Below are 12,801 nucleotides of genomic sequence, written 5' to 3'. Positions count from 1 at the left end.
GCATGAATTCTTCCTTTAAATCTCTGATTGAACAGTATCCCTTACCCATTGCCGAACAGTTGCGCCACTGGGCGGCCCGTTATGCCTCGCGAATTGCCGTCGTTGATGCAAAGGGGTCGTTAACCTACAGCGCGCTTGATGCACAAGTTGACGAACTTGCCGCAGGTCTGTCATCACTGGGTTTGCGTTCGGGGGAGCATGTAATTGTGCAGCTTCCCAACGACAACGCGTTTGTTACCCTGCTGTTCGCCTTGTTAAGACTGGGCGTTATCCCCGTGCTGGCGATGCCCTCGCAACGGGCGCTGGATATCGACGCGCTGATTGAGCTGGCGCAACCCGTCGCTTACGTTATTCACGGGGAAAACCACGCAGAGCTGGCCCGACAGATGGCGCACAAACACGCCTGCTTGCGTCATGTTCTGGTCGCTGGAGAGACCGTGAGCGACGATTTTACGCCGTTCTTCTCCCTTCACGGTGAGCGACAGGCATGGCCGCAGCCTGATGTTTCCGCCACCGCGTTGTTGTTGCTCTCAGGCGGCACAACCGGCACGCCCAAACTCATCCCGCGCCGACATGCCGACTATAGCTATAACTTCAGCGCTTCTGCTGAACTGTGCGGCATCAGCCAACAGAGCGTGTATCTCGCCGTCCTCCCGGTGGCGCATAACTTTCCGCTGGCCTGCCCCGGTATTCTGGGAACGCTTGCCTGCGGCGGAAAAGTGGTGCTGACCGACAGCGCCAGCTGTGATGAGGTGATGCCTTTAATCGCGCAGGAAAGAGTGACTCACGTCGCCCTGGTTCCGGCGCTGGCGCAATTATGGGTGCAGGCCAGGGAGTGGGAAGACAGCGACCTTTCGTCGCTGCGCGTCATTCAGGCAGGCGGCGCCCGGCTCGACCCGACGCTTGCTGAGCAGGTTATCGCCACCTTTGACTGTACCCTGCAACAGGTTTTCGGTATGGCGGAAGGCCTGCTCTGTTTTACCCGGCTGGACGATCCGCATGCCACCATTCTCCACAGCCAGGGGCGCCCGTTGTCCCCTCTGGATGAAATCCGCATCGTTGATCAAGACGAGAACGACGTCGCGCCGGGCGAAACCGGGCAATTGTTAACGCGCGGCCCTTATACCATTTCGGGCTATTACCGCGCCCCTGCCCACAACGCGCAGGCCTTTACCGCGCAAGGGTTTTACCGCACAGGCGACAATGTCAGGCTGGATGAGGTGGGGAACCTGCACGTTGAGGGACGCATAAAAGAGCAGATCAACCGCGCCGGAGAAAAAATAGCCGCGGCTGAAGTGGAATCGGCACTGCTGCGTTTAGCGGAAGTGCAAGATTGCGCGGTGGTCGCCGCGCCGGACACGCTGCTTGGCGAGCGGATTTGCGCGTTTATCATCGCGCAGCAGGTGCCAACTGACTATCAGCAGTTGCGTCAACAACTGACCCGTATGGGGCTCAGCGCGTGGAAAATTCCTGACCAAATCGAGTTTCTGGACCACTGGCCGCTCACCGCCGTCGGCAAGATAGACAAAAAACGCCTGACGGCTCTCGCCGTCGACCGTTATCGCCATTCTGCCCAATAAGCGCAAACCGACCCGAAACAGGTTGAAATAAACCCGTTTCGGGTAGCACCACTATTAGAAATAGTTATCATTTTCAATTCACCATTGTCGGTATTTTTGGCGTTTCGCCGTCTTACAGGGACTCACAACAATGAAAATGACACGGCTTTATCCTCTGGCCTTGGGGGGATTATTGCTCCCCGCCATTGCTAATGCCCAGACTTCACAGCAAGACGAAAGCACGCTGGTGGTTACCGCCAGTAAACAATCTTCCCGCTCGGCATCAGCCAACAACGTCTCGTCTACTGTTGTCAGCGCGCCGGAATTAAGCGACGCCGGCGTCACCGCCAGCGACAAACTCCCCAGAGTCTTGCCCGGGCTCAATATTGAAAATAGCGGCAACATGCTTTTTTCGACGATCTCGCTACGCGGCGTCTCTTCAGCGCAGGACTTCTATAACCCCGCCGTCACCCTGTATGTCGATGGCGTCCCTCAGCTTTCCACCAACACCATCCAGGCGCTTACCGATGTGCAAAGCGTGGAGTTGCTGCGAGGCCCACAGGGAACGTTATATGGCAAAAGCGCTCAGGGCGGGATCATCAACATCGTCACCCAGCAGCCGGACAGCACGCCGCGCGGCTATATTGAAGGCGGCGTCAGTAGCCGCGACAGTTATCGAAGTAAGTTCAACCTGAGCGGCCCCATTCAGGATGGCCTGCTGTACGGCAGCGTCACCCTGTTACGCCAGGTTGATGACGGCGACATGATTAACCCCGCGACGGGAAGCGATGACTTAGGCGGCACCCGCGCCAGCATAGGGAATGTGAAACTGCGTCTGGCGCCGGACGATCAGCCCTGGGAAATGGGCTTTGCCGCCTCACGCGAATGTACCCGCGCCACCCAGGACGCCTATGTGGGATGGAATGATATTAAGGGCCGTAAGCTGTCGATCAGCGATGGTTCACCAGACCCGTACATGCGGCGCTGCACTGACAGCCAGACCCTGAGTGGGAAATACACCACCGATGACTGGGTTTTCAACCTGATCAGCGCCTGGCAGCAGCAGCATTATTCGCGCACCTTCCCTTCCGGTTCGTTAATCGTCAATATGCCTCAGCGCTGGAATCAGGATGTGCAGGAGCTGCGCGCCGCAACCCTGGGCGATGCGCGTACCGTTGATATGGTGTTTGGGCTGTACCGGCAGAACACCCGCGAGAAGTTAAATTCAGCCTACGACATGCCGACAATGCCTTATTTAAGCAGTACCGGCTATACCACCGCTGAAACGCTGGCCGCATACAGTGACCTGACCTGGCATTTAACCGATCGTTTTGATATCGGCGGCGGCGTGCGCTTCTCGCATGATAAATCCAGTACACAATATCACAGCAGCATGCTCGGCAACCCGTTTGGCGACCAGGGTAAGAGCAATGACGATCAGGTGCTCGGGCAGCTATCCGCAGGCTATATGCTGACCGATGACTGGAGAGTGTATACCCGTGTAGCCCAGGGATATAAACCTTCCGGGTACAACATCGTGCCTACTGCGGGTCTTGATGCCAAACCGTTCGTCGCCGAGAAATCCATCAACTATGAACTTGGCACCCGCTACGAAACCGCTGACGTCACGCTGCAAGCCGCGACGTTTTATACCCACACCAAAGACATGCAGCTTTACTCTGGCCCGGTCGGGATGCAGACATTAAGCAATGCGGGTAAAGCCGACGCCACCGGCGTTGAGCTTGAAGCGAAGTGGCGGTTTGCGCCAGGCTGGTCATGGGATATCAATGGCAACGTGATCCGTTCCGAATTCACCAATGACAGTGAGTTGTATCACGGTAACCGGGTGCCGTTCGTACCACGTTATGGCGCGGGAAGCAGCGTGAACGGCGTGATTGATACGCGCTATGGCGCACTGATGCCCCGACTGGTGGTTAATCTGGTCGGGCCGCATTATTTCGATGGCGACAACCAGTTGCGGCAAGGCACCTATGCCACCCTGGACAGCAGCCTGGGCTGGCAGGCGACTGAACGGATGAACATTTCCGTCTATGTCGATAACCTGTTCGACCGTCGTTACCGTACCTATGGCTACATGAACGGCAGCAGCGCCGTCGCGCAGGTCAATATGGGTCGCACCGTCGGTATCAATACGCGAATTGATTTCTTCTGATTATTGTAAAAGGGATACCGAAAAGGTATCCCTTTTACACCACTAGTTAAAACCAGTAACTCAGCAGAGTCGCAAAAAATATTAATCCATAGTGATTATTTAAACAATGAAATTGCGATTAGGACAAATAGATTTAACTTTCTCGTTCCTTTCTCTCCTTATACTAAAGAAATAATCATATCAAAATAAAAATTCACAACAGTGCAACATTAAAAACACAACCAACAAACAATCCTATATACAAGGCACATCTCCAGAATATAAAAGCACAGACAAACAACCTAAAAAAAACAACCCGAATTAATAAAACCTTTACAATTACACACCCTCAACTCAAAACAATTTCGAAAACTCAAAGATTTCATCGGCAAAAACAGTCATTAACACATCTATTTTTTTGAAATTCTGTAGAGTAAAACTGATATAAAGCATTTATCATATTAACATATCAATAAGTGCAAACTTAAAAATCAAAAGTTAGGGTTCAGTAAAACCAATTCGCCACAAAAAAAACCACCCCATACATATAAATTATTTTATAGGTAAAATAGATTATATATTCTCATAGCTACCACAAACTATACTAGCCTGAACTATATTTATTCTTCTGCAATCAATGCATACATAACACAAATATCACTCAGGTACACTACTCAAACCACGCTGGGATTTTTCCTCAAGTTATAATCATCACCCCGAAAATCATTCGGCATTTACTCATTAAATAGTCACCCCATAGGCCTGTACATGTTCACTCAGAAATATACATCCTTTTCTCTTTCATAAACCCTCTGATTAATCATAAATAAATACTTGTGGCACCAATCTTTTTCCTTAACGGAACGAATTGTTGTGTAGAAGGAGATAATATTATGTCAAAAAAATATCAGCCATTGCTTATAACTCATTATATGTCAACATGGGTCACTATAACGGAAGCAGTTGAGATCACTACCAAAGCCATAAAACAAAAAATTACTCCTAGCGATATTTATCGTCATGCCTTGAGTGGCAACATCCTACTATCGGTCTATTTCCAGTCTCCTGTGATACTTAAGAAGATACAAACTTTTAATGGAAAAATAAAATTCAGGCAGTTTGAGGGAGACCTACTTGATAAACTATGCATGCTTGACAGGGACGGTTTTATTTATGGTCAAAATTTAAGACTCTGTACAGAAGCCAGATATGTTTGTCCTGTGCAACAAATTATAGATACCCCCCTGATAGGCTATGAATATGTTTTGATTCAGCGCATACTGGCACGTGAACTTAAATTCCCCTCCCCAATTGTGGGGGCAAGAAAAACTAACCATGGTATTATAGTAAGATTTTCAGAGGAGCTTTTTCAAATTTTCGAAACGATGAGTTGGAAAGAACGCGTAGAAAAACAAATTTCCAGACTACCTAAAAACACAGCATTAGATGTCATAAAAAAACTAACAGAAGTGACGACCATAAAATATAATCACAATGGGTGCTTTCCTCTTTATACATTACCGCCTGATGCCTGTTTTGTTATTCGCCACACCGAAGTCGAAAGACTAATTAATTTATACAAAAAAAGGGAGAGTCATCCCATTTCACCTTCCCGTATGACAACACCGTTATCACGCCTGTTTTGGCTGGCCTGCAAGCACAATGATACTATCAGCCCACTGCTGAATCATCCCTATAAGCTCCTTTCTATTTTTGAACAATGGGCATCAGACGATGGCATCGGGGAAAAACTGGACGCTGAAACACTGAAAAATGCGCTGAAGCGTGGTTCGCCATCTTCGACATCCTTATCCGGCTAATACCATCCCCATTTGTAATGGCCGACAACCCTAAATAAGGGTTTTGCATCCCTTATTTAGGGCTCACCAGCTTTCTCTCAGGCTTCCACTGTGTTTTTTTATTCTCCGGCCACCGTTTATTTCAGTCACAGGAGGATATATGACATCTTATCAGTTACTACGCCTCAGACAGGTTGAGCAAAAAACAGGGCTGAAGCGTTCACAGATATACCTTTATATGAAAGAGGGTGCATTTCCCCGTTCAATAAAAATAGGCCCTGCTAGTGTTGCCTGGCTCGAGTCTGAGATTGACGAGTGGATCAACAAAAAGTTATCTGACCGATAAAGACGCAATGAGGAGAAGATGATGAACATTAATATCCCGGCACTCATAAACTTCGATCCTGCAGGTATAAAAAAAGCACCTGCATGTATATTTCAGACCTGCCCGGTATTGTGCTATATGACACTATACCATTCACTGAATATTCAGCTGAATTACTGAGCACTTATTCAGTTAAGGAGTCAATTTCATGCTTCCATCCCTGAATCATATTATATTAACCGTTGCTCTTCAGGCGCTACGGGAAGGAAATATTCATCACTGCGAAACTATGGGATTCACTTACGATGAAATGAATTTGCTCGGTTGCTTATCAATAAACGATCTTATCACCCTCAGTCAGGCACCTTTACCGCTTGTCGATATTACTATCCGCCATGATGTCCTGCAAAAATTACTGGCATCATCCCACGAGGAAAACAGGCGTCAGGAACAACTGAACAGAGCTGTCAGGCTGGGGGGCTCAATCGCACTGATGAACCGTTATTTCGGGGTTGGCTCCAGAGAAACCTGTGCACGCCGCCGGTTACTCGGTGTCTCCGTTCCAAACGGGAGAACACCCATTCCGGATGAAGAAACCGATGCTGCAATCTGGCATCAGTGGCAAAAATATCGGGTCGAAAACATTGATTCCCCGGAGGCGCTGGACGCCATGATGCAGGTTACAGAAAACCTTTCAGCGTGTACTGCCCCCTCGCTGACCGTTGTCTGGAACTGCATCACGCATTGCGAAAGAAAGAACACGGTAAGGAGAATACAACGTGCCAGATGAAATCGATCGCGATCAGGCGTTTAATGAACGGTGCCTAGAAGCACTGATTGAACAAAGCCGGTTAAGACCCACACCGACACCTTCCCTGCAGCACTGTCGATTTTGCGGCAAGGCTATTCCGGAAAAACGCCGTCAGACGCTGCCGGGTGTAACAACCTGTACTGACTGTCAGTCGATACTGGAGAAACGCAGACGTTAAATCTGTATGTGCGGAGGAGAATAGCTCCGCACATTTTAATATGCACCAGCCGGCTTGTTTTCAGGTTCCCGTGCCTCCATGTCATGGATGAATAACCTGCTCACATCTCCTGCTGTGGCAATCCTTTTTTACAGTCAGTACACCAGAGGTCAGACATGAACAAACCGGCAAACAAGATGGAATTCGTCAGAAAACTGCGGTAAATAAATGACGGCAGCCTGCTGGAAAAGGTTGTCGGGCATATGGAAGAAAAGCTCACAGGGAATGAGCTTGAAATGCTTTATGCCGCAGCAGATTATCGCCGCGCAGAGATTGTAATGAACCAGTACTTTGATAAGGTTCCCGGTAATGTCTGGAAATATGTCAGATAACTCTGTGTTTTTTATGCAACAGGTACAGACGGACACCACTGCGGCATGAAAACGAATTTCACCACCCGGCCCGGTAAGTATCGGCCTAAGTGGCCGGGAAACGTTTAACCAGATTAAAGACCGTTCCTTACAACAAAAGGGACTACTGTATTCCTGTCTTTCACGCCTTACACATTATTGTCGTTACCAAATTCAGCCACAGAGACAGCATACAACCCCATCTGACATATAAAGAAAGTCTTCCTCCGGATGTTTAATTTAACCTGATAATAATCAACAAATATTATTATCAGCCCGCCCGTCATCATTCATGCACACACACACCGTGCCAGTAATACGTTAATTTCACATACTTTTTTATCATTCCTTCCGGTATTTATTTTCCCGTTAAAATTTCATTACCCCTCCTGCATCCTGACCATGCTCTTTAACAATATGGAGCGGGCTGTCACACAACCATAATTCAGGGTGCCGCTGAATGTTCTCGCTGACCCGTTAAAACCGGAATGCAGGATCGGAATGTGATCGAAGAAATCATCTTCAACAATTTTAATTAAACGAGGACACTATGAGAAAGCCTGTTTATTACGCGTATGTTGCCCAGGAAAGTCATCCGGACTCTCAGGGTGAGAAAAATACCTGGTGGACAAAGGTCGGAGTCGCCTTTCCCCACCACGGTAAATCCGGTCTGAATATTGTCCTGACGCCCGGTATTGCCGTTTCCGGCAAACTGGTCCTGCTTGAGCCCCGGGAGGAAAATAATCCACCACAGAATACGGGCCCCATCGAAACCGTGTCGTAACCACCCTTAATTCTGTTCCCACAGCATGCAGTATCAGCAGACCCTGCATGTCACTTGTTTACTGAGGTCACCATGCTTTCCACCACAGCCTTTCTGTCGATAGCCATGCAGTGCGCCGCCAGCATTCATCCGTCCACGGCATTCGACGTGGCACGGGTGGAATCCGGTTTTAACCCTTATGCCATCGCTGAGATTGTCCCGAAGGCCGGCCCCTCTTTCGGCGATCAACACATTATTTCTCACCTGCCAGCCAGCCGGGGAGATGCAGAGCATATTCTCCGTCGCCTGTCAGCACAGGATCGCCGTTACTCTGTCGGGCTGATGCAAATCACCAGCACCAATTTCCGCCATTATGGTGTGTCCGCCACAGAGCTGCTTGATCCCTGTACCAATCTGTCCGTCTTCGAACACATTCTCAGAGACTGCTACCGGCGCGGCGGCACGTTGAAAAGGGCGCTGAGTTGTTATTATTCCGGCAATTTCAGTACCGGGCAACAACCTGAAACGGCGTTTTCCGGAACGAGCTATATCCAGCGAATCGGTTATCCGCCGGGATCATCCCGCTATGCGGTCCCCGGAACCCGTGAGGACAAATCATCAGTTGCCGTTCCCCTGAAAACCGCCCCTGCCAGTGACTCATCCCGTCACCACGTGATCTGGCCCGGAGTCGTCGTCCGTGGCGTCCCTGCGAAACTCCGCCAAGAAAAAATCTTCATCGCACCGTTCTCCGCGCCGTCAGTGCGCCGGAGTTTCTCCCTGTCACCCCGTGAGGAGGAGGAATAATGATACTTTTCCGCAAGCTAAAAGCTGTGGTCCCCCCCGTTTCGGCCTGTACGCTGACGACTTTTTCTGCAACCCCGGCACTGGCCGACGGATTTCAGCGGGCAAATACTGTCATGCAAAAAGTGTCAACCGGGCTGCATGGTCTGGCGGCAATCACGATCACCGTGGCCGTGATCTGGATTGGCTATAAGACCCTGTGGAAAGGCGAGAGCCTGTCGCAGTGCGGCTACATCATCATTGGCGGCATTTTAATTGGCGGAGGCAGTGAAATCGGCGCTCTGCTGATGAGCTAAGAGGCTGAACATATGGCAAAGCTGCTCAAGGCAATGAAACGCCCGGCGGCGCTGTGGGGGGTGCCAATGGTGCCCCTGCTGGCTGTCACGGGTGTAACCATCATCGTTGCTATCTGGACTTCCGTCGCTCTCCTGTTCTTACTTCCTGTGCAATTTCTGGTGATGAAGTCCCTTACCAGAAATGAACCGATGCGGTTCAATCTGATTGCCGTATGGCTGAGAGCGAAGGGAAAGCCGGTAGCAAACCGTTTATTTGGCGCAACAACATTTATGCCCGTTGAGCATGATGATGTTGATATCAAGGAGTTTCTCGACGCCATGAAACTAAATCAGTGTGCCACCATCAAGAAGTACATCCCGTACTCATCGCACATTCATCAGCATGTGGTTCGTTCCCCTAAGAGCGATCTGTACTGCACCTGGGAATTGATGGGAACGCCGTTCGACTGCGAGTCTGACGAGTCGCTCCAGTTCGGGACGAACCAGTTACACGGGCTAATCCGCTCATTCGAAGGTATGCCAGTTACTTTCTATATCCATAACGACCGCAATACGTTTACCGACAATCTTCATAAAGATTCCGGCAACCCGTATGCCGATGAAGTTAGCCGTCTTTACTACGCTTCTGTCGGTCTGTTCCGGCGCAACCGCCTGTTCCTGACGGTCTGCTATCGCCCGTTTGTCAGCCTTGAAAAAGCAGAACGCAAACGGATGAAAGACAGCCAGAAACTAAAGGAGCTGGACGGTGCTTTGCTGGAAATGCTGGAAATAAAAAGCACGCTCGATACCGCGCTGTCGCGCTATGGTGCGCGACCTCTCGGTACGTTTACCGAAGGAAACGCGGTGTTTTCGTCGCAACTGGCTTTCTATGAATATCTGCTAACGCACCAGTGGCGAAAAGTGCGCGTCACCCGTACCCCAGCCTATGACGTGATGGGGGCGGCGGCGTTGTTCTTTTCGGCTGAATCCGGGCAGATAAACCACGCCAACGGTACGCAATATTTCCGGGGGCTAGAGGTTAAAGAGTTCTCCGAAGAGACCGCCACGGGGATGATGGACTCCCTTCTTTACGCCCCCTGCGATTACGTGATCACGCAGTCCTATACCTGCATGTCACGCGAGGAAGCGAAGAAAGCCATTAAGCGTACCCGTCGCCTTTTGATGAGTGCCGACGACGATGCTGTTTCCCAGCGGCTGGATCTGGATGTGGCGCTTGACCTGCTGACATCGGGGAAAATCGCTTACGGCAAGCACCATTTTTCCATCATGGTGTATTCCCCGTCGCTGGAAAGCCTGGTTGCTGATACGAATGAAATCAGTAACGCGCTGAACAACATAGGGATAACGCCTGTTCCGGCAGAAATATCGCTTTCAGCGGCGTATATGGCGCAACTGCCAGGCAACTACAACCTGAGGCCACGTAAAGGGGAGCTGAGTAGCCAGAACTTTGTGGAGCTGGCCGCGCTCCATAATTTCTATCCGGGCAAGCGCGATAAAGCCCCCTGGGGGGATGCGATGGCTTTACTGCGCACCCCGTCAGGCGATGGCTACTATATCAACCTGCATAACACACTGGCAGATAAGGACGAATTCAACGAGAAGAACCCGGCCAGTACCTGCATCCTCGGTACGAACGGTTCGGGTAAAACCATGTTGATGACGTTCTTTGAGATCATGCAGCAGAAATACGGGCGCGAGGATAGCTTCTCCCCGGATGCCAAAACCAAACGGCTGACAACCGTTTACCTCGATAAAGACCGGGGCGCAGAGATGAACATCCGGGCGCTGGGTGGCCGTTACTATCGGGTTATCAGTGGTGAGTCTACAGGGTGGAACCCGTTCTCGTTGCCAGCAACCAAACGCAATATCAATTTCATCAAGCAACTGATGAAAATCCTTTGTACCCGTAACGGCTCGACGATCTCCCCACGCGATGAACGACGTCTGAGTGATGCGGTCAATGCTGTGATGAATGACGAGCCGCAATATCGCGTCTACGGCATTACCCGAATGCTGGAAAATTTGCCTGAGCCGGCTACGAAAGAAGCCCAGGAAAACGGCCTTAGCATTCGGTTGTCACAGTGGGCGCAGGGCGGTGAGTTCGGCTGGGTGTTTGATAACGAGTCTGACACGTTCGATATCAGCAACTGCGATAACTTCGGCATCGACGGAACGGAGTTCCTGGACGATGCAAGCGTATGTGCGCCAATCTCGTTTTATCTGCTGTACCGCATTACCAGCCTGCTTGACGGGCGACGCCTGGTCATTTTCATGGATGAATTCTGGAAGTGGTTACGCGACCCGGTGTTTAAGGACTTTGCTTATAACAAGCTGAAAACCATCCGTAAGCTGAACGGGATGCTGGTCGTCGGTACTCAATCCCCGGCAGAGATCATCAAAGATGATATCGCCCCGGCAGTGATTGAGCAGTGCGGGACACAGATTCTGGCGGCGAACCCCAACGCCGACCGCGCACACTATGTTGACGGTATGAAGTTTGAACCGGAAGTGTTCGACGTGGTGAAAGGGCTTGACCCGCAAGCCCGCCAGTATGTTGTGGTGAAAAATCAGTTCAAGCGCGGCGATACCAAACGTTTTGCCGCTCGTGTCACGCTCGACCTGTCGGGTATCGGCAGATACACCAAAGTCATGAGCGGCGATGCCCCCAACCTCGAAATATTCGAATCGATTTACCGGGAAGGAATGCAGCCTCATGAATGGCTCGATACCTACCTGGCTAAAGCGCTCTGACCCAAAGGAGATATACGATGAAAACTCGCTTTCGTACTCTTATTCTGGCTTGCGTCATTGCAAGCCCACTGGCTCATGCTGGTATTCCCGTCGCTGTTGATGCTGACCCTATGCGGGACGTGCAGTGGGCGCAGGAGTTAAAACGCTGGATGGAAACGGCCAGACACTACCAGTCACAAATACAGGCATATAAAGACCAACTGGCGACGGCCACTGGCGTTCGTGATATTGCTGATTTTGTTGACCAGGCCAAAGGCCTGAAAGCTGACCTTGAAAAGCTGCGTAAGCCCGGACAGGCACTGAATGACCTGCTTCTCTCCGGCGGTTCCTCCGGGCAGTTCGATGCGTTGTACGAGAAGTATAAAATTTTCGACACCTGCAACACTGCGCAATCGGGGAGTTATGCCAACGTATGCAAGCAGCAGGTCATCAACAAGGCTATCCAGCTTGAGCAAACCGACGAGGTTCAGAACCAGGTAAGCCAGACCCTGGGGGAAATAAACAGTCTCTCCAACAGGGTAGCGTTAGCCAAAGATTCGAAAGAATCTCAAGACCTTGCAAACAGTATTCAGCTAAAATCTGTCATGCTGAACACGCTTACCACCCAATGGGAAATGAGCGTGAAAGCAGCAGAGAAGCGCGAAAATGCGCTAGAAGCGGAGCGTGTTAAGCAGTGGAATCAGCAGCAGTTAAACGCGCCAACTGCTGACCTTAATAATTTATGAGGTATTTATGTTATCAAAAAAAATTATTTTAATTTCGACGATCACCCTGTGCTTTTCTATTGTTGGATGCAAAGAGGAAGCTAAAACAACAAAATGGTATAGGGATCACCCTGACGAATTAAAACTAGTTTATGAAAAGTGCCAAAAGAGTGGTGACGCTTCTGAAAATTGCAAGAATGCAAATGAAGCCCACTATCAAATCAAGCAGCTAAACGCACCAACTCCAGACTTAAATAATTTAGAGGAGTAATA

The 12,801-nt window shown here is 50.1% G+C and carries 12 protein-coding genes and 2 pseudogenes; all 14 read left to right on the top strand.

All coding sequences use genetic code 11. From position 1 onward, the window contains the following. Positions 1 to 2 precede the first annotated feature (2 nt). The 14 genes and pseudogenes from ybtE (at position 3) to ACOTXL_RS05605 (ending at position 12,799) form a co-directional block, all read left to right on the top strand. Positions 3 to 1,580 (top strand): yersiniabactin biosynthesis salycil-AMP ligase YbtE, encoded by a 1,578-nt coding sequence (ybtE, locus tag ACOTXL_RS05670; RefSeq protein ID WP_001088835.1) that lies wholly within the window; start codon positions 3 to 5, stop codon positions 1,578 to 1,580. Positions 1,581 to 1,710: 130 nt separating this feature from the next. Further along, a complete protein-coding gene (gene fyuA, locus ACOTXL_RS05665; RefSeq protein ID WP_043906713.1) occupies positions 1,711 to 3,732 on the top strand; it encodes a siderophore yersiniabactin receptor FyuA in 2,022 nt (673 codons plus the stop codon). Positions 3,733 to 4,604: 872 nt separating this feature from the next. Then, positions 4,605 to 5,531 (top strand): hypothetical protein, encoded by a 927-nt coding sequence (locus tag ACOTXL_RS05660; protein ID WP_000039782.1) that lies wholly within the window; start codon positions 4,605 to 4,607, stop codon positions 5,529 to 5,531. 139 nt (positions 5,532 to 5,670) lie between these two features. After that, positions 5,671 to 5,856: an AlpA family transcriptional regulator gene (locus ACOTXL_RS05655; protein WP_000205185.1), complete on the top strand. Its 186-nt coding sequence runs from the start codon at positions 5,671 to 5,673 to the stop codon at positions 5,854 to 5,856. A 21-nt stretch (positions 5,857 to 5,877) separates the two neighbouring features. Continuing rightward, positions 5,878 to 6,059: pseudogene (locus ACOTXL_RS05650) on the top strand (hypothetical protein). Further along, a complete protein-coding gene (locus ACOTXL_RS05645) occupies positions 6,044 to 6,625 on the top strand; it encodes a DUF2857 domain-containing protein (RefSeq protein ID WP_001593435.1) in 582 nt (193 codons plus the stop codon). The pseudogene ACOTXL_RS05650 and the gene ACOTXL_RS05645 overlap by 16 nt, the downstream one beginning before the upstream one ends. Further along, positions 6,615 to 6,824, top strand: a complete 210-nt coding sequence (locus ACOTXL_RS05640; protein WP_001112403.1) for a TraR/DksA family transcriptional regulator — start codon at positions 6,615 to 6,617, stop codon at positions 6,822 to 6,824. Before ACOTXL_RS05645 ends, ACOTXL_RS05640 begins: the two co-directional genes overlap by 11 nt. Positions 6,825 to 7,045: 221 nt before the next feature. Beyond that, positions 7,046 to 7,195 (top strand): annotated as a pseudogene (locus ACOTXL_RS05635) (Hha/YmoA family nucleoid-associated regulatory protein); the annotation flags it as partial. A gap of 568 nt (positions 7,196 to 7,763) precedes the next feature. Then, on the top strand, positions 7,764 to 7,997 hold the full coding sequence (locus tag ACOTXL_RS05630; protein ID WP_001231171.1) for a hypothetical protein: 234 nt from the start codon (positions 7,764 to 7,766) through the stop codon (positions 7,995 to 7,997). A 72-nt stretch (positions 7,998 to 8,069) separates the two neighbouring features. Next, positions 8,070 to 8,780, top strand: coding sequence for a lytic transglycosylase domain-containing protein (locus ACOTXL_RS05625; RefSeq protein WP_043906712.1), 711 nt, complete (start codon positions 8,070 to 8,072; stop codon positions 8,778 to 8,780). Continuing rightward, positions 8,780 to 9,073, top strand: a complete 294-nt coding sequence (locus ACOTXL_RS05620) for a TrbC/VirB2 family protein (RefSeq protein ID WP_000600171.1) — start codon at positions 8,780 to 8,782, stop codon at positions 9,071 to 9,073. Before ACOTXL_RS05625 ends, ACOTXL_RS05620 begins: the two co-directional genes overlap by 1 nt. Positions 9,074 to 9,085: 12 nt before the next feature. Next, positions 9,086 to 11,824: a VirB3 family type IV secretion system protein gene (locus ACOTXL_RS05615; RefSeq protein WP_001096398.1), complete on the top strand. Its 2,739-nt coding sequence runs from the start codon at positions 9,086 to 9,088 to the stop codon at positions 11,822 to 11,824. A 17-nt stretch (positions 11,825 to 11,841) separates the two neighbouring features. After that, positions 11,842 to 12,549: a type IV secretion system protein gene (locus ACOTXL_RS05610; RefSeq protein ID WP_000857358.1), complete on the top strand. Its 708-nt coding sequence runs from the start codon at positions 11,842 to 11,844 to the stop codon at positions 12,547 to 12,549. A 7-nt stretch (positions 12,550 to 12,556) separates the two neighbouring features. Next, positions 12,557 to 12,799: an EexN family lipoprotein gene (locus tag ACOTXL_RS05605; RefSeq protein ID WP_001593437.1), complete on the top strand. Its 243-nt coding sequence runs from the start codon at positions 12,557 to 12,559 to the stop codon at positions 12,797 to 12,799. Positions 12,800 to 12,801 lie beyond the last annotated feature (2 nt).

This window comes from Enterobacter cloacae complex sp. IR5402 (assembly GCF_049238125.1).
GTDB classification, from domain to species: domain Bacteria; phylum Pseudomonadota; class Gammaproteobacteria; order Enterobacterales; family Enterobacteriaceae; genus Enterobacter; species Enterobacter hormaechei_C.
This window is presented reverse-complemented; position numbering and strand designations above follow the sequence as displayed.

Excerpts from the sequence above, each read along its gene's own strand:
- ACOTXL_RS05610 (WP_000857358.1), top strand. The coding sequence starts at position 11,842 with ATGAAAACTCGCTTTCGTACTCTTATTCTGGCTTGCGTCATTGCAAGC.
- ACOTXL_RS05625 (WP_043906712.1), top strand. The coding sequence starts at position 8,070 with ATGCTTTCCACCACAGCCTTTCTGTCGATAGCCATGCAGTGCGCCGCC.
- fyuA (WP_043906713.1), top strand. The coding sequence starts at position 1,711 with ATGAAAATGACACGGCTTTATCCTCTGGCCTTGGGGGGATTATTGCTC.
- ACOTXL_RS05605 (WP_001593437.1), top strand. The coding sequence starts at position 12,557 with ATGTTATCAAAAAAAATTATTTTAATTTCGACGATCACCCTGTGCTTT.
- ACOTXL_RS05645 (WP_001593435.1), top strand. The coding sequence starts at position 6,044 with ATGCTTCCATCCCTGAATCATATTATATTAACCGTTGCTCTTCAGGCG.
- ybtE (WP_001088835.1), top strand. The coding sequence starts at position 3 with ATGAATTCTTCCTTTAAATCTCTGATTGAACAGTATCCCTTACCCATT.
- ACOTXL_RS05630 (WP_001231171.1), top strand. The coding sequence starts at position 7,764 with ATGAGAAAGCCTGTTTATTACGCGTATGTTGCCCAGGAAAGTCATCCG.
- ACOTXL_RS05655 (WP_000205185.1), top strand. The coding sequence starts at position 5,671 with ATGACATCTTATCAGTTACTACGCCTCAGACAGGTTGAGCAAAAAACA.
- ACOTXL_RS05620 (WP_000600171.1), top strand. The coding sequence starts at position 8,780 with ATGATACTTTTCCGCAAGCTAAAAGCTGTGGTCCCCCCCGTTTCGGCC.
- ACOTXL_RS05615 (WP_001096398.1), top strand. The coding sequence starts at position 9,086 with ATGGCAAAGCTGCTCAAGGCAATGAAACGCCCGGCGGCGCTGTGGGGG.
- ACOTXL_RS05660 (WP_000039782.1), top strand. The coding sequence starts at position 4,605 with ATGTCAAAAAAATATCAGCCATTGCTTATAACTCATTATATGTCAACA.